The sequence below is a fragment of the Xenorhabdus siamensis genome, from assembly GCF_037996745.1.
Classification (GTDB): domain Bacteria; phylum Pseudomonadota; class Gammaproteobacteria; order Enterobacterales; family Enterobacteriaceae; genus Xenorhabdus; species Xenorhabdus indica.
Window position 1 is genome coordinate 149539 of record NZ_JBBMXE010000014.1, and the last position, 25994, is coordinate 175532.

General features: G+C 43.5%; 22 protein-coding genes, 1 other RNA gene and 2 pseudogenes. 11 read left to right on the plus strand and 14 right to left on the minus strand.

Annotated elements, in window-relative coordinates; all coding sequences use genetic code 11:
- Positions 1–20: 20 nt before the first annotated feature.
- The 9 genes and pseudogenes from AAC852_RS14685 to AAC852_RS14720 all read right to left on the minus strand — a co-directional run bounded on the left by AAC852_RS14685 (position 21) and on the right by AAC852_RS14720 (position 9918).
- Positions 21–290: a putative phage tail assembly chaperone gene (locus AAC852_RS14685; RefSeq protein WP_340621650.1), complete on the minus strand. Its 270-nt coding sequence runs from the start codon at positions 288–290 to the stop codon at positions 21–23.
- A 138-nt stretch (positions 291–428) separates the two neighbouring features.
- Positions 429–884: a DUF2597 family protein gene (locus tag AAC852_RS14690; protein ID WP_047679895.1), complete on the minus strand. Its 456-nt coding sequence runs from the start codon at positions 882–884 to the stop codon at positions 429–431.
- Positions 885–2000, minus strand: a complete 1116-nt coding sequence (locus AAC852_RS14695; RefSeq protein WP_340621841.1) for a DUF2586 domain-containing protein — start codon at positions 1998–2000, stop codon at positions 885–887.
- An 84-nt stretch (positions 2001–2084) separates the two neighbouring features.
- A complete protein-coding gene (locus tag AAC852_RS14700; protein WP_340621651.1) occupies positions 2085–2573 on the minus strand; it encodes a phage tail protein in 489 nt (162 codons plus the stop codon).
- A gap of 452 nt (positions 2574–3025) precedes the next feature.
- Positions 3026–3295 carry an Ogr/Delta-like zinc finger protein gene (locus AAC852_RS14705; protein ID WP_340621652.1) on the minus strand — a complete coding sequence of 90 codons (270 nt, stop codon included), beginning with the start codon at positions 3293–3295 and terminating at the stop codon, positions 3026–3028.
- A gap of 107 nt (positions 3296–3402) precedes the next feature.
- Positions 3403–3606: an acyl-CoA carboxylase biotin carboxyl carrier protein subunit gene (locus AAC852_RS20050; protein WP_422824311.1), complete on the minus strand. Its 204-nt coding sequence runs from the start codon at positions 3604–3606 to the stop codon at positions 3403–3405.
- Positions 3607–3692: 86 nt separating this feature from the next.
- Positions 3693–7073 (minus strand): annotated as a pseudogene (gene uca, locus AAC852_RS14710) (urea carboxylase); the annotation flags it as partial.
- Entirely contained in the window at positions 7066–8898 is a 1833-nt protein-coding gene (gene atzF / locus AAC852_RS14715) for an allophanate hydrolase (RefSeq protein WP_340621653.1), read from the minus strand. The pseudogene uca and the gene atzF, both read right to left, overlap by 8 nt.
- A gap of 517 nt (positions 8899–9415) precedes the next feature.
- Positions 9416–9918, minus strand: a pseudogene (locus AAC852_RS14720) (IS5 family transposase).
- A 317-nt stretch (positions 9919–10235) separates the two neighbouring features.
- On the opposite strand from AAC852_RS14720, the gene AAC852_RS14725 reads away from it, so the two are divergent.
- The 3 genes from AAC852_RS14725 to AAC852_RS14735 all read left to right on the plus strand — a co-directional run bounded on the left by AAC852_RS14725 (position 10236) and on the right by AAC852_RS14735 (position 13259).
- On the plus strand, positions 10236–11420 hold the full coding sequence (locus AAC852_RS14725) for an MFS transporter (protein WP_340621654.1): 1185 nt from the start codon (positions 10236–10238) through the stop codon (positions 11418–11420).
- 22 nt (positions 11421–11442) lie between these two features.
- Positions 11443–11877 carry an acetyltransferase gene (locus tag AAC852_RS14730; RefSeq protein ID WP_340621655.1) on the plus strand — a complete coding sequence of 145 codons (435 nt, stop codon included), beginning with the start codon at positions 11443–11445 and terminating at the stop codon, positions 11875–11877.
- 437 nt (positions 11878–12314) lie between these two features.
- Entirely contained in the window at positions 12315–13259 is a 945-nt protein-coding gene (locus AAC852_RS14735; protein WP_340621656.1) for a VirK/YbjX family protein, read from the plus strand.
- A 32-nt stretch (positions 13260–13291) separates the two neighbouring features.
- Here the strand turns inward: AAC852_RS14735 and AAC852_RS14740 are convergent, their stop codons facing one another.
- A complete protein-coding gene (locus AAC852_RS14740) occupies positions 13292–13888 on the minus strand; it encodes a GNAT family N-acetyltransferase (protein ID WP_340621657.1) in 597 nt (198 codons plus the stop codon).
- Between the two features lie 334 nt (positions 13889–14222).
- On the opposite strand from AAC852_RS14740, the gene AAC852_RS14745 reads away from it, so the two are divergent.
- Complete coding sequence (locus AAC852_RS14745; protein WP_340621658.1) at positions 14223–16244, plus strand: oxidoreductase; 2022 nt, start codon at positions 14223–14225, stop codon at positions 16242–16244.
- A gap of 83 nt (positions 16245–16327) precedes the next feature.
- Here AAC852_RS14745 and sstT read toward each other — a convergent pair whose 3' ends face one another.
- Entirely contained in the window at positions 16328–17572 is a 1245-nt protein-coding gene (gene sstT, locus AAC852_RS14750) for a serine/threonine transporter SstT (protein WP_340621659.1), read from the minus strand.
- Between the two features lie 694 nt (positions 17573–18266).
- Here sstT and AAC852_RS14755 point away from each other — a divergent pair.
- The 5 genes from AAC852_RS14755 (at position 18267) to AAC852_RS14775 (ending at position 20707) form a co-directional block, all read left to right on the plus strand.
- Complete coding sequence (locus tag AAC852_RS14755; protein ID WP_340621660.1) at positions 18267–18935, plus strand: DedA family protein; 669 nt, start codon at positions 18267–18269, stop codon at positions 18933–18935.
- 202 nt (positions 18936–19137) lie between these two features.
- On the plus strand, positions 19138–19443 hold the full coding sequence (locus AAC852_RS14760; RefSeq protein WP_340621661.1) for an ElaB/YgaM/YqjD family protein: 306 nt from the start codon (positions 19138–19140) through the stop codon (positions 19441–19443).
- A 1-nt stretch (position 19444) separates the two neighbouring features.
- Positions 19445–19843: a phage holin family protein gene (locus tag AAC852_RS14765; RefSeq protein ID WP_340621662.1), complete on the plus strand. Its 399-nt coding sequence runs from the start codon at positions 19445–19447 to the stop codon at positions 19841–19843.
- On the plus strand, positions 19836–20129 hold the full coding sequence (locus AAC852_RS14770; protein WP_340621663.1) for a YqjK-like family protein: 294 nt from the start codon (positions 19836–19838) through the stop codon (positions 20127–20129). Before AAC852_RS14765 ends, AAC852_RS14770 begins: the two co-directional genes overlap by 8 nt.
- Before the next feature lie 182 nt (positions 20130–20311).
- The gene (locus tag AAC852_RS14775) at positions 20312–20707 is read left to right on the plus strand and encodes a DoxX family protein (RefSeq protein WP_340621664.1); all 396 of its coding nucleotides are present in this window, start codon (positions 20312–20314) and stop codon (positions 20705–20707) included.
- 110 nt (positions 20708–20817) lie between these two features.
- On the opposite strand, the gene AAC852_RS14780 is transcribed toward AAC852_RS14775, so the two are convergent.
- A complete protein-coding gene (locus AAC852_RS14780; protein WP_340621665.1) occupies positions 20818–21711 on the minus strand; it encodes a LysR family transcriptional regulator in 894 nt (297 codons plus the stop codon).
- Positions 21712–21866: 155 nt separating this feature from the next.
- On the opposite strand from AAC852_RS14780, the gene AAC852_RS14785 reads away from it, so the two are divergent.
- Positions 21867–22580, plus strand: coding sequence for a pirin family protein (locus AAC852_RS14785; protein WP_340621666.1), 714 nt, complete (start codon positions 21867–21869; stop codon positions 22578–22580).
- A 67-nt stretch (positions 22581–22647) separates the two neighbouring features.
- Here the strand turns inward: AAC852_RS14785 and rnpB are convergent.
- Positions 22648–23044: RNase P RNA component class A (gene rnpB / locus AAC852_RS14790), an RNA gene on the minus strand.
- A 60-nt stretch (positions 23045–23104) separates the two neighbouring features.
- On the minus strand, positions 23105–23977 hold the full coding sequence (gene rsmI / locus AAC852_RS14795; protein WP_340621667.1) for a 16S rRNA (cytidine(1402)-2'-O)-methyltransferase: 873 nt from the start codon (positions 23975–23977) through the stop codon (positions 23105–23107).
- 63 nt (positions 23978–24040) lie between these two features.
- Here rsmI and AAC852_RS14800 point away from each other — a divergent pair, with 63 nt between their 5' ends.
- Positions 24041–25972, plus strand: a complete 1932-nt coding sequence (locus AAC852_RS14800) for a penicillin-binding protein activator (RefSeq protein ID WP_340621668.1) — start codon at positions 24041–24043, stop codon at positions 25970–25972.
- The last annotated feature ends 22 nt before the right edge of the window (positions 25973–25994 follow it).

The window sequence follows — 25994 nt, forward strand, 5'->3', positions numbered from 1 at the left end:
GATAGCCCTAACCCGTGCATTTAGTTTTTTATTTCAATTTCCAGTTTTGGTGCATATTCGGAATTAATTTTTTCAACCAACTGCATTGCTGCACCCGGAATTTGTAACAGTTCATCAAGAGCAGGTTTAGAAGCAGACTGAACAATACGTCGCAAGTAAGTTACAATCGGCACAATTTTATTGTCCATTGTCATGTCATTAATCATGTTATTGTAAGCGACAATATTTGGCTCAAATTTAATTTCATTTCCACTCACCATTAAAGTAATAATTTTATTTTCTTTGGTCATGATTTAATTCCTTTCTTTTATTTTATCCACTAATAATTTATTCGATTATTTTGATAAACATCGTCCCTGATGCAATGAGCGCCTTAATTACACGGATGTAATAAAAGTTTTCTCATACTCTTCCATAAATATCTGTGTTTACCCGATCAGATTCCGGGTTAATTCTGCTTCGAGATAGGGAATACCATTAATACGCACAAAATCAGGTGAAGTGACAACAAATTTAATTTTATGTGTCATCACGCTACCACCTTTAGGGTCAACATCCAGAATATCACTCACGATCAGTTTGCAACCGTAAGCTTCGACTTTCATTTCCTCATTTCCTGCTTTGGCATACCACATCAGATCAACAGGCTGAATACCGCGCCATGAACCCGCAGCACGCGCTTTCGCTGTCACGATATCCAAATACTTAGTACTGAGTTCAATTTCACCTTCTGCTGTTACATCACCGGAGATATAACCATCCGGTATGCCCTGTGTTTGAGCAGCGGCTGTATTGTCAGTAACGGACAAACTGACCTTTTCCGCATGAACCAGATCCCCATCCATATTAAAATCGACCGACTGGCCGGAAATACGCTGGCTCATTTAATTCCCTCCCAAATCCAGCAACAAACTCGCCGTGATCCCTTTCGGGCATTCGTAAGTGCGAATCGTGATATAAATTTCTACCGTGTTTTTATTGCGCCATGTGATAACAATGTCACCATCCTGAGGTGATTTCACTTCACCCGGAAATGTCACACCATTAATTTCCGTACTACGGGACATTTCACGTAAAGTACGGGCGAAATACGCCTGATGCGTTGCGATGCTGCCCGGTGTACTGTTTAGACTGCGATCAGCAATTTTAGCGATGGCCTGCAAACGAATACGGCGTGCGACCTTATCCACAACACGCAGATTTTCGATACTCTGGTAATCTCCGCCTTCCACATCCAATGTGCGGCCATCTGACCAATACATACCATCGTAATCGGGATACCACATTGGCACACTGAAACGTAATTTTTCCAATGCTTGTAGTGTTGCTAAATCAATCGGCTTCCCTGCACCATCGAGGGGAAAATCTGTTGATCCCAGATCCATCAATGGCCCTGTCTGAACTCGTGCCGGGCTGTCAGCCACAGTTACAGCACGATTGCACAGACGGCCAGCCAGTACACCGGCTTCATTGCCCCACAGAGATGGCACTAATTGAATCGATGAAACTGCTTCTCCTTTTTGCAGATCAGCCAGACGAGTAACATAATCCGACCAGGTTTCTTTCGGCTGTGTTCCTTCAACAGCCAAAATAGCCCACTGCCAACGCCCAAATTTAGCAATAGTATTTGCCCGCAAAGTCTGCGCAGCCTTGATAACGGCTTTAGTTGCACCAACTGTCAGCACATATCCTTCTACACTGGCAACACGTTGTGCTGCTGTTACCACTTCAACAAAGGCCAGTTCATCTGCCGACTCCGGCAAAACATGGACATACCCCGACCAGTTTTGTCCTGCGTTTGCCATCGCCGCCAATATGTTACGTTTCAAAACGGTATTTGTTGTACCCAATACAGAATCAAAATCCGTCTGAGTATTTACAGAGATCGTTTTACCTGTGTTGGTTTTTCCCGTCCCAATAAAGAGCAATACGCGCTCTATTTCCTTGGTTTCGCCTTGCAGTTGGTTAACTTGGTTAACCTGCACATGTGGCCACATAATTTATTCCTTTATTTATGTTTTATTTGTTCAAGGTTGCAGATGTGTCTTGCATTCCTTAAATTTGCCCATTAATCATCGTCAGATTTATCCAACAGGTGTTCCTGATTCGTCCACAATATGAATAATACCGTTTTCAGCAAACCAGATTTCAGGGGTTGCCAGCAGCCAACGCTTGCCATCAAAGGGGACAATACCGTTTTTATCCTCACGCATAATCACAGGTTCTGACAGTGATAACGACACGACAACAATGGCCGTTTCTTCATTCACTTTGACAGTCATAGTTGGACATTCCTGTCCCTGATTGCGATCCCTCAATTCATCATTTTGTTCTGTCAGCCAGGCGTTGATTAACAGTGAGATATATCGGGGATCATATTCTCTGTGTGGAAAATTCTCCCACTTAATCACTGCCTTATACTTTTGGATAAACATCTGGTATTGTCCCAACCCTAAATCCCGTTGAGCCTGAATAAAGCGGATTTCTCCCATTTCACTGGTAAATTCCGTTTTACACGTGAGTTCTGGTAGGTTTTCCCGTAAAAATGTTGTTAATTGCTGTAACTTATTCATTTCATACATCTCGCTTTCAGTTTCAATCTTTTCATTCTTTACGGGTAAAAAAACTACGGGTAAAAAGCTGCCTTAGCTCATAAACGGGTGGCAATCCTTCGCCGATGCGTTCTCACACATAACCCCTTCCGTTTGAATCAAATGTATTATTGCGGATCTATTAAAATGCTGCGAAGGGTTTGGTTTAGTTCTGATAAATTCGGATATAACTCAATAGCCGATTCAAATCGAAATCATCTGCAATTTAAGATGCTTCTTTCTTGATAATCTGATTCTCCCCATAGCGTCATTATCCGATAAAGCAATTATTGATGATTAAACAACCAAACAAAGTAGAGATGAGATGTAAGTATTGAGATGTAAGTATGAAGAAATTGAGGCTATTTGACTGGAGTGATAGGGGTGACTGAATTCACCCCAGGGGTATGAGTTCGATAAAATATGACTTTCTATCAAGCAGCAGAGCTGACTTTCAACAAATCTAATGCTGCTTGGCGTTGTTGGGGATTAAGGTTGTTGATCACAGTCTGCAATAACTTATCGCCAGTTTTAGCACTGGGGCTTAAGGTATGCGAAAAAGTCAGATTCATGACGAATCGATAACCACATTCAATGTCAGAACACATACAGTAAAGATCGGCAATTTCAGGGTGTTTTCGATTGGTTTTACTGATAGCAGCCTTAGCACCACATTCAGGGCAAATAATCTTTAATACGCGCATCTTATTTATTTCCAAAGAATTTATTTTCAGAGATTTCAACTTGTTGCGTATTTTACCCCAAACGGATGTGTTCTTATTTAATAGGGATATGTGATATCACTGATACATCAGATGCTTTCCAATTCCAGCCACAGCAACGCATCACCGGGGCTAACGGTGTTACCTGGCTGGCAACTGATACGCTTGATCCGCCCAGTATGTGGGGCATAAATGACCAGCTCCATCTTCATAGCTTCTACAATGATCAGCGGCTGTCTTTTTGTCACTTCATCACCGAGTTTGACTAATATCTTCCAGATATTTCCACTCATATCCGCACTGACTTGTACTCCACTTTCATTGATATCAGCCCTTTGAGGTTGTTCCTCAATGTTCGAAACAGAGCTTTCCTCCTCCTGTTGCCAATGTTTTATCTCCTTTTCGAAAGCCACTGCCTGTCGTCGTTTAAAACAGGCAATATCTTTGGCATTTTCTTGCAAAAATCGCAGGTGTTCGGCAAAGTCAAACTGAGTTTCTTCAACACGGATGGCGGTACGTCCTTCTCGAAAATCTTCGCGCAACTGCACCAACTCTTGCTCACTGACAGGATAGAAACGTACTTGATCGAAAAAACGCAGCAACCACGGTTTATCTTTAGCAAACTGCTCGTTTTTCAGAAATTTGTTCCAGATAGGCAAGGTTCGTCCCACTAGCTGATAACCGCCTGGGGAATCCATGCCGTATATACACATGTACATACCACCAATACCCACGGTTCCTTCCGCGGTAAAGGTTCGTGCCGGATTGTATTTCGAACTTAACAAGCAATGTCTGGGATCGATCGGAACCGCACACGGTGCCCCCAGGTATACATCTCCCAGACCAAGGATCAGGTAACTGGCATTGAATATAATATGGCGTACTGCTTCTCGATCCGGCAATCCATTAATGCGCTGAATAAAATCAACATTATTAGGTAACCAAGGTGCACGGTTACGCACAGTATCCTGATAACGACTGACAGCACCAAGTGTTGCGCTGTCTTCAAATGTCATCGGCAAATGTATAATGCGTGATGGTACTTTCATCGTACTGACATCACCAAGTTGCTCCTCTAAAGACAGTAATAAAGCCACAAGTCTCTGCTGATCAATTTGCCGATTGTCATAACGGATTTGCAGGGAGCGTACACCAGGAGCAATTTCTTTGATCCCCGCCTCTGCTAAGTCATGTAGTTTATCCATCAGTAAGTGGATTCGCAGACGTAATGCCAGATCCAGAACATTCTCGCCATATTCAATCAAAATATAGCTGTCACCCGCCTGACGATAAACAACAGCTGGCGTAGAATCAGTGGCTACCATTGCTGCCAGTACAGCACCACACCTTTTCTCTTCAGATATCGATAGCGGTGTGTCTGATACTGCGGTTTGATTGGGTAACGAGACTGATTTCAGCGTAGTCATGACACGATTTTGCTGTTCTTCTAAAGCGACAGCTTCCTCAATAGTAATGGAATAGAACCGGATGCGATCCCCCGGTTTTACTTGCCCGACTTTCCACAGTTCAGCTTTAGCTATAGTTACCGGACAAACAAAACCGCCAAGGCTAGGCCCGTCACGGGTGAGGATGACGGGGAAGTCTCCGGTAAAATTGATGGAACCGATGGCATATTCGCAATCATGAATATTCGAAGGATGTAACCCTGCTTCACCACCATCGGGACGAGTCCAGACAGGCTTCGGGCCAATCAAGCGCACACCTAAACGATTCGAGTTGTAATGTACCTGCCATTCACTGGAGAAAAACTCATCAATGTAGTCCTGTGCAAAAAAATCAGGTGCACCGTGCGGCCCATGAAGTACCCCGATATGCCATGTTTCGCCATAGGCAGGGATCAACGCGGGATCAAGTGCCTGTGGGGCACTTACAGGTGCAGGTGTTGTACAGGCAGGTAATGACGGCTGTGAGATTGGAAGCATATCGGCAATTTTTAAAGTACGGCCAGCATGTCCGCCAAATTGTCCAAGCACAAAGGTAGAACGGCTTGCGAGGTAACAAGGCACATCAAAACCATTTCTGACAGCAAGGTATGTCCGGCAGCCAGATTGTGTTCGGCCAAGCGCCAGAACTGTCCGGTTTTGACATACAGTGGCTGCCAATAAGGCACTGCTTTCCCGTCTAACAGAGCCGGGCAATCTGCCCCGGTCAGTGCAATTAACGCGTCGCAATGAAATTGTAACGTTGGCCCCTCTAACGTAAACTCCAACCCGGCGGCAGATTCATGATTGCCGACTATACGGTTAGCCAGCCGGAAAGCAAAGTCATCCATCGGACCGGATGGTGGTACACCTATATCCCAATAACCCAATCGACCGGGATAATCCTGAATACTGCTCCAGGTTCCCGGTTGCAGAACTTCAATAGCATTTGCGTGTGGCACAAAATTATCGAGCATCCGAGTCCAGACCTGCCCTTTTTGAAATGGTTCGCTGGTTGTAATCTGGCGCAGATATTCCAGATTGGTGGTAATACCGTGCAACTGGCAGCAATCTAATGCCTTTCGCAGTTTGTTCAGGGCCTTATCGCGGTTTTCTCCATAAACGATCATTTTGGCAATCATCGGATCGTAAAATGCAGAAACTTCACTGCCCGTACTCACGCCACTATCAATACGTATACCTTCAATACGTTCACCTGCAATTTGTACATCAGCGGGAAATTTAACTTCTGTTAGTACGCCCGGACTGGGCTGAAAATTCTTCAGCGGGTTTTCTGCATACAGGCGAACTTCAATGGCAGTACCGACTGGTGCGCGATTTAAATACTGCCAATCGATTGGCAGATCAGCAGCAACCCGTAACATACATTCCACTAAATCGAGTCCTGTGACACACTCAGTTACAGGATGTTCAACTTGCAGACGGGTATTGACTTCAAGGAAGTAGAATTCACCCTGTTCAACATCGTAAATGTACTCCACCGTCCCTGCACTGCGATAATTAACTAACTTGCCCAATTGTACTGCGGAAGCCAGTAACGCCGTGCGGGTCTGTTCTGACAGGTTAGGAGCAGGGGCTTCCTCCACAACCTTTTGATTGCGACGCTGCAAAGAACAATCACGCTCTCCCAGCGCCACGACATTGCCTTTACCATCACCAAATATCTGTATTTCAATATGACGAGCCTGCCTGATACATCGTTCCAGAAATACACCAGCATCACTGAAAAACTGCTCTCCAAGATGACGTACGCTCTCCCATGCCTGACGCAGTTCATTGATATCATTACAGCAACTAAGGCCAATGCCACCACCACCCGCAGTACTTTTCAGCATGACAGGATATCCGATAGCCTCAACCGCACTGAATGCCTCATCCAGTGAGTTAAGCAACCCCGTTCCCGGTGTCATCGGTACACCCGCTTCTGCGGCCAATTCACGAGCCCGGTGTTTCAGACCAAATTCGGCAATTTGCTGTGATGTCGGGCCAACAAAGACAATACCTGCTTTTTCACACGCTTTTGCAAACAACACACTTTCAGACAGAAACCCATACCCCGGCCAGATCGCTTCCGCATTACTCTGTTGCGCAGCATCAATAATTTTATCGATGCACAAGTAACTCTCACAGGCTTTTTCCCCATGTAACGGCAATGCAATATCTGCTGCTTTGACATGTTGTGAATTTTTATCTGCATCTGAATACACAGCTACACTAACAATACCGAGGCGTTTCAGAGTGCGGATCGCACGACAGGCGATTTCACCACGGTTAGCAATCAATACAGTCTTAAACATCTGTCGCCTCCTGGTTGATGATCCAATTACGCCAGCCACCAAATTCTGTGATATCGGTTGCACCATTCAGTGCTATCGGTTCACAGATAAAACCTTTTACCCATCGTCCATCCGATAACTCCAATGAACCGATGCCAAGTGGAGGAAGAACTTCGGCAACAAATGCACCAAAATAAGCCAGTGGAATATCCCAAAGCTCAATACTTATCGCAGCACCTTCAACACTACGCACTAATCCAGGTTTAGCGGGGTGGGTATTGGCGAGCGCATAAAGCCGATAACAACTGGCTGTCTGAGTGGTTTCAACAAATACGGCCTTACGATCAATTAATTGGTAATTCAGTGACATGCCCCGAAGATGGGCACCAACCACCGCTATACGAATATGTTGTTCCGACGGCGATAATTCTGTTCCAGCTCCAGTAAATGTTTTTCCTTTTGTCTCAATAGGTAATGCACCAAGAGCTAATGCCCCTAGAGGCAATGTAAGGTGCTGTTGCCAACGGAGCCCGAAGGATGCAAGTGCACGATCATGCCAGGCAGGCGCAAGTAAGGTAATACCTGCTGGCAGCCCATCAGACCGGAATGGTGCAGGTAAAGCGAGTGCGGCGAGATCTGCCAGATTGGTAAAATTGGTATAAGTGCCAAATTCTGAGTTATAGCGAATCGGTTCCTGCTTAATTTCTTCAATGGTTCTGATTGTAGGCGTGGTCGGAACGACAAGAGCATCAAACTTAGTCAACGTCTGTTGGATCTCCCGTGCCAATTCCGCCCGCAGATATTCCGCCTTAAATGCCTCGACAGCACTGTAATTCTCACCACTGGCTATAATTTGGTGTACCACCGACTCCATTTTTTCCGGGGAATTTAGCATTTCACCAACTACAGCCGTGCGTTCAGCAACCCATGCTCCCTGATAGAGTTGTTCAGCCAGTTGTTTGAATGCTGATAAATCAATGGGATGCAGTGTGACACCGATGGCTTGTAACTCGTTCAAAGCATTCAGCCATGCAGCTTCGGCAATGGAGTCATTACAAAATGTAGGATTCTCAGGGATGGCAAAGAGAGGATTATCCGGTAATGTTGCAGGAGCTGAAGCCGGGTTGATGCGGGAATAAGCATCATTTTCGTCAAATCCACCAGCAAGACAGGCAATATTGAAAGCATCTTCCACGGTCAGAGCAAAAACAGACAAAGTATCATTGAGCCGACAAGCAGGTACAACGCCTTTCCCAGAAAGCCAACCTTTGGTCGGTTTTAAGCCAACAATATTATTGAAACCCGCAGGCACCCGCCCAGAACCTGCGGTATCGGTTCCAAGTGCAAATGGCACCAATCCTCTGGCAACGACAGATGCAGAGCCAGAGCTGGAACCTCCGCTGACATAACTTGCATTGAAACTATTTTTTACTGCGCCAAAGGGTGAACGGGTTCCAACTAAACCGGTAGCAAATTGATCCAGATTGGTTTTTCCCACGACAATCGCTCCTGCCGCTTTTAATCTGGCAACCGCAGTAGCATCATCGTCAGCGATATATTCAAAAGCCGGGCAAGCAGCAGTGGTCGGCCAGTCAGCAACATCAATGTTGTCCTTAACAGCAAACGGAATGCCAAACAAAGGAAAGGCGTCAGGATTGCGCTGGTAAGCAGGTAGAAGTTGATCAATCTGAATTTGTAATTGCGCCGAAGTCGCAAGATAGATCCAGGCATTATCATCAGGTAAAAAAGAATCCAGATGCTGTTGCAATAATGCAGAAATGGATGCTGCATTTTGTCGTATCCGGTCTTGCCAATCTTTTAAGGTATAACCTGTTACTGGTGCCATACTGTGAAACTCCAATTGGTATGATTGGATTTACACAGCAATACACATGCCAAATAATATATGTGCTAATATTCAAATAATTAACTTGAACAAGTGTATTAGCAAGCAACGGCTTGCACAATAATGGTTCATGCGATGAACGATAATGGTGCTTCTTTTGAGTTCAAGCTATTAACGATAAAAAATTTAAGATTCATCATTAGCAATATACCCTATGAATTTTAAAATACATCGCGACGGCAAGGGAGCGAATAAAAATAATGCAAATTGATGAAGTAATATTTAATTTATCAATTAAATAATAAAAGCCATCGAAATTTGATTACTAATTTTATTACTATTTAAAAAAATAAAATAGATTAAAATGGACATTATTATTTTGGTTGTCAATATAACATTAAACAATGGTACGGGTACTGATTTTAAGTCAATCCGTTGAACGGAAACGCAGCGGAGAAGAAAGTGTGCGTCTTGTTGAGCATATTTTAAATAATGTCGATATTCCTAGACAGTATCGTCATAAAATATTTAACCAAAGAGCGAGACAGCGGATCTTAACGGCAGCAAGAAATGAGGCACTCTTTTTGGTGTAACGGATCACTATACCACGCCAGCGTTTAAGGTGGAGAAAAGCATTTTCATTGAGCCCCCTTTTGTACGCCCCATACCCTCATTGCCCCCTTCTGCCCCTGCGGTATGGGGATGAACATTAATGTGACTGGCGTCAATCATCAGCCATTCGAAATCCGGTTCAGAGATGAGTTCTTCAAGCAATCCTTCCCAGACGCCTTTGTCACGCCACCGACAAAAACGGCGATGCGTATTTTTCCAATCGCTATAATCGGGAGGTAAATCTCGCCAGGGGGCGCCTGTCCGTAAAATCCAGAATACCGCATTAATAAATAGTCGATTATCATAAGCGACACGTCCCCAAGCGCCCTGACGTCTTGGTAGGTGAGGCTCAAGTAAACGCCAAACACGATCAGAGATATCGTGACGACGGTGTGCGGGTGTGCTCATAGTGAAGTCATCCATTCGTGTAATAAAGGATTATTATGACATAAATTAATTCTGTCGATATCATCCAAGACATAGAACCATTTATCATCTACTTTATTCATAAATCTTTTCATTCATCAGTATTAGTTTTTCTCATTGTATCTCTCTGATAGAAAGGGCTATAGTCCGCACAACTCAAAATTCTTGAGCAACTTATCTACTGCTTAAATCACCAAGATATATACCAGTCCTTGGCATATATCATTATTGCTATTCGGCAAGATCTTGATGAGAAGCAGCGCATATCTGGCTGATTTTTTTATGTGGAGACGACAGTAGTGAAACTGCTGCGCAAAAATGACAGTGCATTTGTACCTGTCGCGGGCTTGACTGTATTTGCGATTGCTTCTGGTTACTTGATGAGCTTAATTCCATTATCGATGGCAAGTTTCAGCATCGATACTGGTTATGCTAGCTGGTTAGCCAGTGCTTATTACATAGGTTTATTAATAGGCTCAATAATGATTGAACCTGTCATTGCCAAAATAGGGCATCGTTTTTCATTTGTCAGTTTTTTATTGCTTTTAGCTGTAACGGTTGTGGTATTACCTTTTTTTCCCAATAAAGAAATCTGGTTACTTGTTCGTTGCATAGCGGGAATTGCCGTTGCCGGTATTTTTGTGGTGGTTGAATCTTGGTTATTGATTGGCGATAGTCCCAAAGCGCGCGCCAGGCGTCTGGGGCTTTATATGACATCACTCTATGGGGGAACAACATTCGGTCAACTGGGCATCGGTTTTATTGGTACGCAGGGAATCATACCTTTCGCCGCTATTCTGGCTCTGCTACTGATTGCCACTCTACCCCCGTTATTTGTACGTCATGGACAACCACCGATACTGAACCACCAACGATTATCACTGAAAAAAATCACCCGCTTCAGTAAGCCTGCAATTGTCGGCTGTATGACATCAGGAATTGTGATGGGCACTATCTACGGCCTGATGCCGCTATCATTAAGCCAAAGTAAGTTTAATACTGAACAGGTTGGGGTATTAATGGCTGCCATTATTCTGGGTGGGATGGTAATTCAGCCAATTATCAGCAAGCTGTCTATTATAATAAGTAAGACACTGTTATTAGCAATGGCTTCGCTACTCGGTGTATTCGCTATAGGCATGACGTATCTTTCTGAAAGTTACCTGATCATGATTGTGGCACTGGCCCTTTTAGGAATGTCTTCTTTTGCCCTCTACCCAATTGCTATCACGCTTGCTTGTGACAAACTTGATTCATCCTATATTGTCGCAGCGACACAAGTTATGTTGTTAAGTTATAGCATCGGCTCTGCTATCGGCCCATTAGGAGCAGGCAGTTTTATGTTTCAACACAATGCGATTCAGCACAGCGGGACTATGCAAAACAATGGGTTAATGAACTTCTTCTTCCTTGTCTTACTGACCACTGCGGTTTATATGCTGCTGGCAGGTCTTTGCCGCAAAGATCGTGTATTGGCAAGTTAACTTATTAATGTAGAGGTAATTAATGCAGATACAGAAAGCCACCGAAGATGATTTCGCGACACTTATCCAGATCTGGGAAGCCTCTGTCCGGGCGACTCATAATTTTCTGCCTCAGGGTATGATCGACGAATTACGTCCATTAATCCAGAACAATTACTTACCCAATCTGGTCGTATATAAGGCAGTGAATGAACAACATGTCACTGTGGGTTTTGTTGGTATCGATCAAAATCGAGTTGAAATGCTATTTGTGTCACCACAAACACGCGGTAAAGGGATTGGCAAGATGTTGTTAACATTTGCAATCAATGAATTGCAGATTGAAGAACTGGATGTGAACGAGCAAAACCAACAGGGTGTTGACTTCTACCAGCATATGGGGTTTAAAACTTTTTCCCGCTCAGAGATTGATGAGCAAGGAAATCCATTTCCGTTACTACATATGAAGCTTGCTTAACATCTATACCCAATGGATTTCAAGTTGCATCGCGGCGGCAAGGGAATGAGGAATTCGTCGGGAACGAATTCGCCCAGCCAAAGGCTGGGCGCTGGTGAGAGGCAATGTGAAAGACAAAGGGGATATCTCCTGGAATGATATTTAATATTTCATAGATAATCACTTATCAACATAGATTTGATTATCAATATAACACTACATATCATTAGCAAATAATGACAAAAATAAAAACATAAAGTTATGGCTAACGAATTAACTTATTCAATGTTCATTGAACAAAAAATAAAACAAAGTAATACTGATAAAATAGAAAAATGAAAATTTAACTGAAAATCAACATAGTAAAGTTAAATTAATCTGTTTTTAATACGTTTTGATATATCCAATAGAAAAATGGTAAAATAATGCGCTGTCTATTATTTTGGATTTTACAATCAATGAAATATCTACAACAATCTAAAACTACAACATATTCAGGCGTGAAGCTGTTTACCGATCTTGTCGGACAGCGTGTTTCTCCCGGAGTATATTGGGATTCATCCAGTTATCGTGCAAAGTTCGCTTTACGTAGCTTTTTTACGCCTATCTCTACACTTAAGCTACTGGATAGAATTGCTAATACTCCAATTTATCTGGATATTTTAAAGAAACAGCCTAGCTTACCTTGTAAATTACATCGCCCGTATCTGAGTATTAACTTCAAGCGTAATCAGATTGTCGGTGCACTTAGTGATCATTATAGAATTTTATTTCAACAGTTAACACCCACTGTTATTAATAAGATATTTAATACTAATTCTTATTTACTGGCAACTATCCAGGGGAAAAATGAATCATTTAATGTATATATAGATTCTTTGGACAACCTGAATAAAGAAGGTGAACTTGCGCTATATATGACTACAGAAAAAAATGTCACTTTGGCAAAATGTGCATTCACCTTATTAACGGTTAATGGTAAACAAACATTGTTTATTGGCGTATTACAAGGCCCTGCCAAAAGGGATAATTCTTTGGATGTTATCCGTAATGCCACTAAAGAGTGTTATGGCCTGTTTCCTAAGCGTTTATTGATCGAATCTATTTGTCGTTTTGCTGAACATACGAATTGTGAACAAATCTTAGCTGTCAGTAATGAAACACATATTTATCGTAGTATCCGCTACTGGCATAAGAAAAAACACCTGATGGTAGCGGATTATAATGCTTTTTGGGAGTCTCTGAATGGCATCAGGAAAGAGAATAATGATTTCCATCTGCCATCCAATATCGAAAGAAAATCATTGGATGAAATCCCCAGTAAGAAACGCGCGGAATACCGTCGCCGTTATCAACTACTGGATGATTTAGATAGCCACATTAAAGCTTCTCTCACCAATTAGCCATCATTAGGAAGTCGTTCCTGATGTGATGCTTAGCGGGGCTTCGCCATTAGCCAGATAAGATGGTTTTTTATGGCAGGCCATTCGCTACGAAGAATGCTATATACGCAAGTATCCCGCATTGAACCATCCCTTGTTCGTAAATGGCAACGCAGAATACCATCCAATTTTGCGCCTAAACGCTCAATTGCCCTGCGACTCTGGTGATTCAGGAAGTGAGTTCTGAATTCCACAGCAACACAATCCATTTTTTCAAACGCATATTCCAGTAACAAAAATTTTGCCTCTGTATTAATAGGCGTACGTTGAACTGATTTTGCATACCATGTCGAGCCAATCTCCAGTCTGGGAAGATTGGCATCGATATTCATATAGGCCGTCATTCCAATTGCTATATTCCTTTGATTATCAATAACGGTAAAAGGCAACATCTTTCCCTGCGCATGAAGAGCTAAACGACGCTCAATTTCTGTTTGTACCCCATCCGGCGCTGGTACATTGGTATACCACAATTGATGTAATTGTCCGTCTTCAATGGCACGCGCGAATTCATCATGTCGTTCCTGCGTCAAAGGCATTAAAGTGACATTCTTTCCGGTCAGAGTGATCCATTCGGTTATGTTTTGCATCGTATTACTGTCTCTATAGAAAAACTATTTTCCATTCAATGCAGAGTAGCTGAAAAAGTTACCCTTATCTTAAATAACCATTAAGTTACAACGAAATATTTTTTATTGATATGACCTTCGTTTTTTACATTACTACTTTGTTGACGATATCTTGAAATCTGTTGGGTATAGATGATTTCATGATATCTGTCACAATCAATTAACAAAGTGATTCCAATCGGGCTGGAACCCTCTAAATTTGATAGCAATCTCATCCGACCACTTAGCTAACAGCTAAGTCATATTGAAAACAATAATACTGTGTGAGTCGCCAAATTATTCGATGGAGAATGTAATGAGCAATTACCCTCATCTGTTTACCCCGCTGGATTTAGGCTTTACTACCTTAAAAAACCGTGTCTTGATGGGCTCAATGCACACAGGACTTGAAGAACATCCTGATGGAGCCGGGCGATTGGCCCAATTCTACGCAGAGCGGGCTGCTGGTGGTGTGGCATTGATAGTCACAGGCGGTATCTCCCCCAATCCACAGGGCGTTGTTGCAGCAGGAGCAAGCATTCTAAATAGTGAAGATGCTTTACCCCATCATAGGATCATTACCGATTCAGTCCATCAGGCTGGCGGTAAGATTGCAATGCAAATCTTGCATACCGGGCGTTATAGCTATCAGAAAAACCTCGTTGCTCCTTCAACCATTCAGGCTCCGATCAACCCCTTTATGCCTAAAGAAATGTCCGAAGCGGATATCCAACAGACTATCAGGGACTTTGCTCACTGCGCTCAGCTCGCACAACAGGCAGGTTATGATGGCGTTGAGATCATGGGTTCAGAAGGCTACCTCATCAATCAGTTTCTGGTTGTCCGTACTAATCATCGTCAGGACAAATGGGGAGGAAGTTTTGAAAACCGTATGCGCTTTGCCGTGGATATTGTCAAAGCAGTACGCGCTATTGTCGGAAAACGCTTCATTATTATCTATCGCCTTTCTATGCTGGATTTAGTGGAAGATGGCTCCAGTTGGCAGGAAGTCGAACAATTAGCACTGGCGATTGAACAAGCTGGTGCTTCCATCATCAATACCGGTATCGGCTGGCATGAAGCCCGTATTCCAACAATCGCCACAATGGTGCCCAGAGCCGGATTTAGTTGGATCACCAAAAAGCTGATGGGGAAAGTCAGTATTCCCTTGATCACAACGAATCGTATTAATGATCCCCATGTTGCAGAACAAATCCTTAGTGAAGGCTGCGCAGATATGGTTTCTATGGCTCGCCCTTTCCTGGCAGATGCTGAGTTTATTTTAAAAGCCGAACAGAACCGTGCAGATGAAATCAACACTTGTATTGGCTGTAATCAGGCGTGTCTGGACAGAATATTTGTCGGGAAACTGACTTCATGTCTGGTGAATCCACGAGCCTGCCATGAAACAGAACTTATCGCCGAATCGGTAAAACAGCCCAAAACTATCGCAGTAATTGGTGCCGGACCGGCTGGCTTATCCTTCTCGGTCACTGCCGCCAGTCGCGGACATCATGTCACGTTATTTGAACGAGAAAATAAAATTGGCGGGCAGTTTAATATTGCCAAACAAATTCCCGGCAAAGAAGAATTCCATGAAACACTGCGCTACTTTGAGCGCCAATTGGCATTGAATGGTGTTGAAGTAAAACTGAATCATACCGCAACAGCAGACCAGCTTGCTTCGTTTGAAGAAGTGGTCATTGCCACCGGTATCACGCCACGGACACCGAATATTGATGGTATTGAACATGAAAAAGTGCTGACTTATCTGGATGTATTAAAACATAAACGTGATGTTGGCCCATGTGTTGCCATTATTGGTGCTGGCGGTATTGGCTTTGATACAGCGGAATATCTGAGCCAGAGTGGACAGAGTAGTAGCCTGAGTAGCCACGCATTCAGTCAAGAATGGGGTATCGACCAGACGCTTTCCCATCGTGGTGGATTACAGCCAGAAGGTGCTCACATGGAACCCTCACCACGAAAAATCTATCTATTGCAGCGCAAGGATTCCAAAGTCGGGGAAGGTTTAGGTAAAACTACCGGTTGGGTTCATCGGGCCAGTTTACTGATGCGGGGGGTCACTATGTTAAACAGTGTGCAATACCTGAAAATTGATGATCAAGGGCTGCATATCCTGCGCGATGGTGAGCAACAATGCCTTGAGGTGGATAACGTAATTATCTGTGCAGGTCAGGAACCATCGAAAGAGCTTTACCAACCTCTGCAAGCAATGGGTAAAAACGTGTATTTGATTGGCGGAGCCGATGTCGCCGCCGAATTGGATGCCCGCAGGGCAATTGATCAGGGAACTCGACTGGCAATTAAGATTTAATAAAAAATAAAAGGCTAATAGAGGAACGGTGATAACAAACGAACGATTCATTATCACCGTCTTATTTCTGCGACTGATACAAATTAACGCTCTGCTAACTGTTCCGATGTTTGTCTTGCTTCTTCTGCCTGACACACCGCAGCCGTAAAAAGTACGTCTGTTGAGGAGTTCAGCCCCGTTTCAGCCGAATCTTGCAATACACCAATAATCAAACCTACTGCCACAACCTGCATAGCAATCTCATTGGAGATACCGAACATGCTACATGCCAACGGGATCAACAATAGTGATCCCCCCGCCACACCTGATGCGCCACATGCTGCAATTGCTGAGACGACACTTAACAGTATTGCCATTGGGATATCAACAGCTATGCCCAGGGTATTTACCGCTGCCAGCGTCAATACGGTAATAGTTACAGCAGCTCCCCCCATATTGATCGTTGCTCCCAAAGGAATTGAAACAGAATAAGTATCCTCATCCAGATTCATACGACGGCACATTGCCATGTTAACCGGAATATTAGCTGCTGAACTACGGGTAAAGAATGCAGTTACGCCACTTTCACGTAAGCAGGCAAAAACTAAAGGATAAGGATTACGGCGTATTTTCCAATAGACAATCAATGGGTTAACAACCAGTGCAACAACAATCATACAACCTAGTAGTACAACCAACAGTTGTGCATAGCCAAACAACGTTTCGAATCCTGTTGTAGCTATAGTGGAGGCAACCAAGCCGAAAATACCAAGGGGAGCCAGACGAATAACAACACGAACAACCAGAGTCACGGCTTCGGCCAGATCCTGCACCATTGATTTAGTTGATTCCTTTGCATGGCGTAACGCGATACCCAGACCAATCGACCATGCCAGAATACCAACATAATTACCTTTCAATATCGCATCAATCGGGTTAGCAACGATGTTGAGCAACACTCCTCTTAGTACTTCAACAATATTTTCCGGTGGTGACATCTGAGCATCATTAGTCGCCAGGATTAATGTCGATGGAAACAGTATGCTGCCGATAACAGCTACCAATGCGGAGAAGAAAGTTCCGGCAATATAGAGAATCAAAATCGGTCGGATATTGGTTTTCTGACCTTTTTTATGGTTTGCAATAGAAGACATTACCAGAACCCACACCAGGACTGGTGCAACAGCTTTCAAAGCACCAACAAAGAGCGTTCCCAATAGACTGACTGATTGCGCGGCAGAAGGCATTGTCCAGGCCAGTAATACCCCTGCAACTAAACCGATGATAATTTGAGTGACGAGGCTTCCTCGTACAATATATTGCACAAAGCCTTTTTGTTGTTTTTCCATAATCTATCCATTTGATATTGTTTGATATTTAGGCTTAATAAGCCTGTTGTTTTTATGTTTGCTTTTCCAGTATAGAAAAGTACAAAGAACTAAAAAGAATAATTAATAAAAATATACAACTAGCTCAATAATTGATAACAAAATCGTCACATTTGTGTGATCAAAACGACAGATTCACTGTTTGATCAGATATTGACGAAATAAAAAGAAAAACAAAAAACTAAAGTTTTTATTTAAATTCAAACAGTTAAATAAATTATTTATTTTTGAGACAATAATTGTGATCTGCATTAGCGCCAATATTATTGCTAGATTAATTTCGCGATCAGCCGATAAACGATGAATTTTGTATCTGGAAAAATCGGGCATTCAGGCAGGTGGAAGAGTAAATAAGTAAATAGTGCGGTTTTATGAAAACCTCATAAAACAATTAATCAATTGATATATCTGGGAGATTTTATTTTCCTCCCCCTTATTAATGTTCAATTGATCACCAAAATTTTCTGTTTCACTACCGATGATTTTGTTAGAGTGTCACTATTACTTATTAATGCCTTTTGAAAAAGTATTTAAAGGTACTTTATTGACAATCTTAATATAATGCTTTGTATTCTCTTGCTATATAATAGAAATACACCATAAATACACCATAAAAGTAAGATGTAATCCTTAACCCGCGTTTTAGGAACATTTGATGGAAATTGTAACAGACCTCATTTATGCACTGTGGCACCAAGATTATGAAACACTCGCTAACCCGTCATTGGTATGGGTAATCTACCTCCTGCTCTTCACAATCCTGTTTCTGGAAAATGGCGTGTTACCCGCCGCATTTTTGCCAGGTGACAGCTTACTCATATTGGTTGGCGTCCTGGTAGCCCAAGATGCAATGTCGTTTCCCACCACGTTAATCATCCTTACTATCGGTGCAAGCCTCGGCTGTTGGGTAGGTTATCTTCAAGGAAGGTGGCTTGGTAATACCAAATTGGTCCGGGGCTGGCTGTCACATCTTCCTTCACATTATCATCAACGTGCTCATAATCTGTTCCACCGTCATGGGCTATCAGCCCTGCTAATTGGCCGCTTTCTTGCGTTTGTCAGAACGTTGCTACCTACATTAGCAGGTCTTGCAGGATTGGATAATGCACGTTTTCAGGTGTTCAACTGGTTAAGTGGTTTCTTGTGGGTAATTATTCTGACGACGCTGGGCTATGCGCTCGGTAAAAGCCCTTTGTTCCACCAATACGAACAATTCCTTATGAATTTTCTGGTGTTATTACCCGTAGCTCTGTTACTCATTGGCTTAATTGGCAGCCTGACGTTCATCTGGCGTAAGAAACGCACAAATAACTCTATCCAATAATTCCAAATTCAATAACTCTAACTTTCACATCGCCCTGTAGCATTACGGCAGGTAACTTGTTACAGGGGCTTTCTCCCGCTTGATAATCATTTAGGATTAATCTGCCATATTAGATGACAATTTTTCACCATTCAGACTTTAAACTCTGCATAAAAACGTCTATGTTAGAAATTCATCCACCGTATATTATGAGGAGAGTTCTATGCCAAAGATGAAAAACTCTGAAGAATTACGTGCTGAATTGCAATCCCTTGCGGATACGTTGGAAGAAGTTTTAAACAGCTCCGAGGATAAGTCCAAAGCTGAGTTGGAAAAATTACGCAGCAAAGCAGAAAAAATGGTGAAAGATGCCCGCACAGCTTTTGGTGATGCCAGTGATAAACTGACAAATCAGACAAAAGAAATAGCAAGCTGTACAGACAGTTATGTCCGTGACAATCCCTGGACTAGCGTAGGTATCGGTGCCGCCGTGGGTATCATATTGGGCGTATTACTGGCAAGACGCTGAAATGACCCAATCATCCCATTCACAAGGTCCGGGAAAAGGAATTTTTAATACCTTACGGCGAGTGGTCACGCTGGTTGTCGGTATGGTTGAGACTCGTATCCAGCTTGCAACCGTTGAGTTGGAAGAGGGGGCAGCCACACTGGTACAATTATTGTTGCTGGTAGGGTTCACGCTGCTATTTGCAGCCCTTGGCATAATATGTCTGTTAATGCTGGTCTTTCTGGCTGTCGATCCGGCCTACCGGGCTACAATCATAGCCATTGCAGCAGGAACTCTGCTACTTCTCGCCGTGTTTGGCACAATTTGGACTATCAGGAAATCCCGCCAGCTAACTTTTCTTAATGCAACTCGTGAGCAACTCAGAATAGATCGCAAGATGTTGGAGAATGACCATGAATAAATCACGGCGTCAACAGCGAGAACGGAAAAAACAAGCATTGTTACAAAAAATTCAGCAGCAACGGCAATCTCTCTCAGCTTATGGCCAGCATTGGCTTACCATCACTCGCTCTTACGATCATGGCTGGCAGACGCTACTCTCTTTCAAACCTTATTTTGCTATTGGCAGTGGTATATTACTGCTCTATGGCATTCGTCATCCCAGAAAACTTTATCACTGGTCACGTCGTCTAATTAGCATTTGGACACACATCAAAACCCTACGCAATATATTGAACGGGCGTTAATCGTTTTTATTGCTCTTGTCCTTCTTCAAATCCCTTTATGTACATTGGGTTATTTTTTCAAAAAAATTGTACTAAATTGTTAATATTCCTTACTATCAACCTGTAATACCTCTCCTTAGAATACTCTCCATCAAGAAAATATTAGCTAATTGTGCTTTTAGAACACATACCTGGAGATGTTCATGAAAAAATTTGAAGATAGTGGCTTATTAGTAGCGCGTATTTTAATGTCAATCCTGTTTATTATTGCAGGTTATGGAAAATTAGGCAGTGCTTACGCTGGAACGCAGGAATTCATGGAAGCAATGAAAGTCCCTGGAATTCTACTGCCACTCACTATCTTACTTGAACTCGGTGGCGGAATTGCTGTGTTGTTAGGGCTGCTGACCCGCACTACAGCAGTGTTTACTTTTATTTTCTGTATTCTGACTGCAATTCTGTTCCACTATGATTTTTCAGATGGCATGAACCAGACTATGTTCCTGAAGAATTTCGCTATCGGTGCAGGTTATCTCATGCTGGCAATGATGGGGCCAGGCAAATTCAGTATTGACCGTGTCCTAAGTAAGAACTGGTAATTGTTTGCTATTACAAAATCTATGGTCACCCCACTCTATCTATTCTCAGGGCGGGGTGATCATCTCATTAGCCCGTTGCCTGTTTACCTACAAGGGGCTTTTTGATTATTTTATTTCATAAATAATTTCGGGATTTCTCGCAGACACCAGGTCTTAGCTTCCCCCATCTTGTCACGTCTCCATGCCATAATAATGTTAGTTTCATGGATATATTCTGAGCCAATAACCCGCAGACGCCCTTCTGCAATATCGTTCTCCACCATCGGATATGGCATCGTTGCAACTCCCAACCCCGCCAACAAAGCCCGTCGTTTATCTTCCAATGAGCTGACCGTGAGGCGTGGTTGTTTATCCAAAAGTTGAATTGTCAGTACCGGACGTTCCCTTGCTGTATCAGCCACGGCTATCCCACGGTACTTAACCCGTGTGGCATCAGATAACGGTTCCGGTTCAAGGTGAATAGGATGATCCACACTGGCAACATAGACGTTTTTTATGGAATAAAGTGTTCGTGAATTGGTTTCCGCAGATGCCCTGAAATGAATATCTGGTGCAATCACAATATCTGCATGGCCTTTTTCCAGTCGTTCCCAGGCACCAGCCAACACTTCGGTCATTAATGAAAGCTGTGTATGCGCTTTATTTGCCAGCCTATCCACAAGAGGAAATAATGACTCAACGGGAAACAGCGCTTCACAGACAATAGTCAGTTGAGTTTCCCACCCACGGGCAAGTGCTTGTGCATCTGCCGTCAGTTTATCCGCCGCTTCAAGCAAAAGCCTGCCCCGATCAAGCAACATTCTGCCGACATTGGTAAACTTTGTACGATGCCCGGAGCGATCAAACAACACCACATCCAGCTCTTCTTCCAGTTTCTGCATGGTATAACTTAATGCAGAAGGCACACGCCCCAATTCATCCGCTGCTGCGGCAAAACTTCCTCTCCGATCTATCGCATCCATCACCCGCAAAGATTCCAGTGTAAGCGCTCGTTCTTTCCCCATGTTCTTTACCTATATAGCTTTCAATCAGTAAATTTGAATATAGAGAACAGATTAACTGGCTAACATTTCAACGTCCAGAGAATTAAGATCAAGTGCAATAGGTCTATAACAAATAAATATGTGGCAAGCAGACGTATGGAAAAGAGACAGTCGTCATGATAATAACCAGAACAGCAAATCAATGCGGGAAAGCCGATTATGGCTGGTTGAAAGCCCGTTATACTTTTTCATTCGGCCACTATTTCGACCCAAATTTTTTGAACTATGGAGCACTTCGGGTACTTAATCAGGAGAGCCTTGCCCCAAAAGCAGAATTCAAGCCAAAGGCTTATCCTCATGTCGATATCCTGAATATTATCCTGCAAGGAGAAGCCGAGTACCGTGACAGTGCCGGAAACTATGCTCAGGCCCGTCAAGGAGAGTGCCTGCTATTCTCTACCCGTCAGGATCTGCGCTACAGCGAGCACAATATCAGTGGTAAAGTACCGCTCAACCGCTTGCAACTCTGGCTTAATGCCAATCCACATCAGGCACCACAATCCGTGCAGCGTAGAATGTTATCTGCTCAACCTTTGACTCTGTTGGCCTCACCCACAGCCGAAAAAAACAGTATGTCCCTGCGCCAATCAACCTGGATAAGTTCTCTTATGCTGCAAGCTAATGGCACACAGACAATATTTTTGCAAGGGAAACGGGCTTATCTGCAATCTATCAATGGTAATGTTGAGATTCATGTCCAGAGCTATACCAACGACCAGTTTAATGTGAATATCAATTGTGGGGATGGGATATTTATTCAAGACGAGCCACAACTGCGCCTGCGGGCAATCTCTTCATTTCAGGGCTTGCTAATCGATTTGGGGAGTTAATATCTCTGCCTGAGTATCTGTCTAAAATGAATAAGCCCTATAAAGCAGATGCTCTATAGGGCTGAATCTGTGGAGTCGGCCGATAAGCCGGGTTCTGTCGTGGACAATCATTCATCTAGGCCAGAACTTACGCGCTGGCTCAAGCAACCTACCCGGGTTCGATACGGGCCGTACCATGTGAACCTCTATTTGGTCTTGCTCCGGGTGGAGTTTACCGTGCCACGGACTGTTACCAGCCGCGCGGTGCGCTCTTACCGCACCCTTTCACCCTTACCTGATCTCAGTTTTTTACAAAGCTGAGCCATCGGCGGTTTGCTCTCTGTTGCACTGGTCGTAGGCTTTCACCTCCCAGACGTTATCTGGCACCCTGCCCTGTGGAGCCCGGACTTTCCTCCCCTTTACTACTTTCTTCCGAAAGAGACTCCCGAAAGAAACAGTAAAGCAGCGACTGTCTAGCCAACTCCGGCGCGGATTATAAGGGGTTTATCACCTGATGTATAGGGGTTTTCATGTTCCCGCTACTTTCATGTACTTTCTTCAGTTAGCTCAAGGGCATAACGGTATAAGGCATTTTTCTTCACACCATGAATGTCTGCCGCCAGTGCTGCCGCTTTTTTCAGCGGTAGCTCTTTTTGTAGTAATGCCAGTGTCCGCAAGGCTTCTGGAGGGAGATTATCATCTGCTGGTTTGCGATATCCTTCAACAATCAGCACCATTTCTCCCCGCCGGCGGGTTTCATCTTCCCTGATCCATGCCAGTAACTCTCCAGCAGGCATCCCCTGAATAGATTCCCATGTTTTTGTCAGCTCCCGCGCTAATACCACATAACGATTTGCACCCCATACTGTGACAATATCTTCTAAACTGTCCAACAAGCGGTGTGTGGATTCATAGAAGATTAATGTCCGCGGCTCCTGTGCCAAATCGCGTAATACCTCCCGGCGCCCTTTACTTTTTGCCGGCAAAAAACCTTCGTAACAAAAACGATCGGAAGGTAGCCCAGCGGCAGATAATGCCGTAATGGCTGCACAAGGCCCCGGCAATGGGACAACATTAATACCCGCTTCACGGCAACGACGGACAACGTGATACCCCGGATCATTGATCAATGGTGTTCCGGCATCAGAGACAAGAGCAATACTCAAACCTTGCTGCAATTTCGCAATTAATTGATCTGCTTTCTGCTGTTCATTATGATCATGAAGTGCGAACATGCGCGCATTAATGGCAAAATGCTGAAGCAATAAGCCAGTGTGTCGCGTATCTTCGGCTGCAATCAGATCGACATGTTTAAGAACTTCAAGTGCACGCTGAGTGATATCCCCCAGATTTCCAATAGGGGTTGGCACAACATACAGCGTAGATGTCGTAACCACTGCTCGATTGGGTTGATTCATTGTTTCATCCGAATGACCGATTTAAAATTGAGCATCTTTGAAAAAAACATCACTGGATACAGTATGCTTCCCTCAATTTTTGTGCGTTTCAAAACTGGTTTAGTCTGCTCAGCAGTGCTGACGACTATGATTATTGCAGGGTGTACCATGCCTAAACCGCAAGGGCAACCATCTTCTGAGCCACAAGACAAGATCAGCGCAGAGATTAACCGCTATCAAGCTATTATTGATGCCGCTGATAACCAGCCTTCTCTGGATGTCATCCGTGCTTATATTGCACTGGAACCACACACAGTAAATAAAGCTACACATCAGAAAAATATTGATGATACATGGCAGGTTCTGACGCATCTGACTTCACAACAACTAAGCGAATTGGTAATTAATGCCAATGAATATACGCTTCAGGGATGGTTAGATCTGCTAAATGCTTATCAGACCAATAAGCAGGATCAGGATAAGCTACGTTCTGCTATTCGTGACTGGCAAATCCGCTATCCAGATAATCCCGCTGCTCGGAGTTTACCTGCTGCCCTGCAACAAATGCTGTTTACCCCCACAGATCGTCAGGCCAGCATAGGGCTGTTTCTGCCTCTGAGTGGTCAGGCAAAAGCGTTTGGTGAAGCGATCCGCCAAGGCTTCCTTGATGCACAAAAAGGCTTGCCACACCCCGAACGACCTGTGAATACAACTGATTCTGCCAATGTTCATTCCGTTAATACCAGTACTGCTGATATCGGAGACACGCATAATACAACAACGGGTGATGCTCTCAGAGATGTAGCAGGAACAGATATGGCAAATTCTGAAACCGGAAACCCTGAAAATAATTCCGGCAATACCAGTACAGCAGCTCAATTTACGATCAGCCCGGTTCCTATCAATGATCATCCTGTGAAAATCTATGACACCAGCAGTCAGCCTCTGGCTAATCTGTTGGCACAAGCTGAACAAGATGGGGTTACACTGGTAGTCGGCCCATTACTGAAACCTCAGGTTGAGCAATTGACACAACTCAACACATCATTAGATATTCTGGCACTCAACAAACCGGATATATTACAACCTCATTCCAATATCTGTTATTTCTCCCTGTCACCGGAAGATGAAGCTAAAAGTGCCGCCTTACATATCTGGCATCAACAGAAACATAATCCACTGGTGTTAGTACCGCGTACGGTATTGGGTGATCGAGTGGCAAAAGCCTTTGCAGCCGAATGGCAGAAATTAGGCGGTTCCGACGTCTTACAACAATCCTTCGGAACCACAACAGAGATGAGACAATCCATGAACCGTGGTGTTGGGATTCGTTTATCCGGCACACCAATTTCTGTCAGTCCTTCTTCCGTCAATACTTCCACTCCTGGCATTGACGAGCCACAAGCTAATAAAACCTTATCCGTTGCTGTTACCAGCACTTCACGTGAGCAAATTGATGCGGTTTACATCGTTGCGACAACAAATGAATTAGCGCTGATCAAGCCAATGATCGATATGGCAATCAGTTCTCGTGAAAAACCCGCTCTTTATGCCAATTCACGTAGCAATAAAGCAGATGCTGGGCCAGATTTTCGCCTAGAAATGGATGGTATGCAATTCAGCGATGTTCCGTTATTAACAGGAACGAATATTCCCTTGATGAAACAGGCAGCAAATAAATTTGGTAATGATTATTCTCTTATGCGCCTTTACGCGATGGGAATCGATGCCTGGTCATTAGCCAATCATTTTACTCAATTACAACAAGGTATCGGGTTCAATATGAATGGAGCATCTGGAGAGCTTTCCATCACAGAGGGTTGTACAATATCCCGTCAGCTACCGTGGATGCAATTTAATAATGGACGCATTGTGGTTGAGAACCGTGTGACAGAAATTAATCCCGCTGATAATACTGACAGCACGATTAACAGTACCTCAGACAATATTTCTGCCATTGATAATACTTCTGTTCAGAATACAAACAAAAATATTGCCATACAGTCGGTACAATAAGTGACTTTTTCTTTTTGACTGG

Excerpts from the sequence above, each read along its gene's own strand:
- AAC852_RS14765 (WP_340621662.1), top strand. The coding sequence starts at position 19,445 with ATGACCCAATCATCCCATTCACAAGGTCCGGGAAAAGGAATTTTTAAT.
- AAC852_RS14755 (WP_340621660.1), top strand. The coding sequence starts at position 18,267 with ATGGAAATTGTAACAGACCTCATTTATGCACTGTGGCACCAAGATTAT.
- AAC852_RS14760 (WP_340621661.1), top strand. The coding sequence starts at position 19,138 with ATGCCAAAGATGAAAAACTCTGAAGAATTACGTGCTGAATTGCAATCC.
- rsmI (WP_340621667.1), bottom strand. The coding sequence starts at position 23,977 with ATGAATCAACCCAATCGAGCAGTGGTTACGACATCTACGCTGTATGTT.
- AAC852_RS14690 (WP_047679895.1), bottom strand. The coding sequence starts at position 884 with ATGAGCCAGCGTATTTCCGGCCAGTCGGTCGATTTTAATATGGATGGG.
- AAC852_RS14740 (WP_340621657.1), bottom strand. The coding sequence starts at position 13,888 with ATGCAAAACATAACCGAATGGATCACTCTGACCGGAAAGAATGTCACT.
- AAC852_RS14800 (WP_340621668.1), top strand. The coding sequence starts at position 24,041 with ATGCTTCCCTCAATTTTTGTGCGTTTCAAAACTGGTTTAGTCTGCTCA.
- AAC852_RS20050 (WP_422824311.1), bottom strand. The coding sequence starts at position 3,606 with ATGAGTGGAAATATCTGGAAGATATTAGTCAAACTCGGTGATGAAGTG.
- AAC852_RS14730 (WP_340621655.1), top strand. The coding sequence starts at position 11,443 with ATGCAGATACAGAAAGCCACCGAAGATGATTTCGCGACACTTATCCAG.
- AAC852_RS14700 (WP_340621651.1), bottom strand. The coding sequence starts at position 2,573 with ATGAATAAGTTACAGCAATTAACAACATTTTTACGGGAAAACCTACCA.
- atzF (WP_340621653.1), bottom strand. The coding sequence starts at position 8,898 with ATGGCACCAGTAACAGGTTATACCTTAAAAGATTGGCAAGACCGGATA.
- AAC852_RS14705 (WP_340621652.1), bottom strand. The coding sequence starts at position 3,295 with ATGCGCGTATTAAAGATTATTTGCCCTGAATGTGGTGCTAAGGCTGCT.
- AAC852_RS14775 (WP_340621664.1), top strand. The coding sequence starts at position 20,312 with ATGAAAAAATTTGAAGATAGTGGCTTATTAGTAGCGCGTATTTTAATG.
- AAC852_RS14685 (WP_340621650.1), bottom strand. The coding sequence starts at position 290 with ATGACCAAAGAAAATAAAATTATTACTTTAATGGTGAGTGGAAATGAA.
- AAC852_RS14735 (WP_340621656.1), top strand. The coding sequence starts at position 12,315 with ATGAAATATCTACAACAATCTAAAACTACAACATATTCAGGCGTGAAG.
- AAC852_RS14785 (WP_340621666.1), top strand. The coding sequence starts at position 21,867 with ATGATAATAACCAGAACAGCAAATCAATGCGGGAAAGCCGATTATGGC.
- AAC852_RS14780 (WP_340621665.1), bottom strand. The coding sequence starts at position 21,711 with ATGGGGAAAGAACGAGCGCTTACACTGGAATCTTTGCGGGTGATGGAT.
- AAC852_RS14745 (WP_340621658.1), top strand. The coding sequence starts at position 14,223 with ATGAGCAATTACCCTCATCTGTTTACCCCGCTGGATTTAGGCTTTACT.
- AAC852_RS14770 (WP_340621663.1), top strand. The coding sequence starts at position 19,836 with ATGAATAAATCACGGCGTCAACAGCGAGAACGGAAAAAACAAGCATTG.
- sstT (WP_340621659.1), bottom strand. The coding sequence starts at position 17,572 with ATGGAAAAACAACAAAAAGGCTTTGTGCAATATATTGTACGAGGAAGC.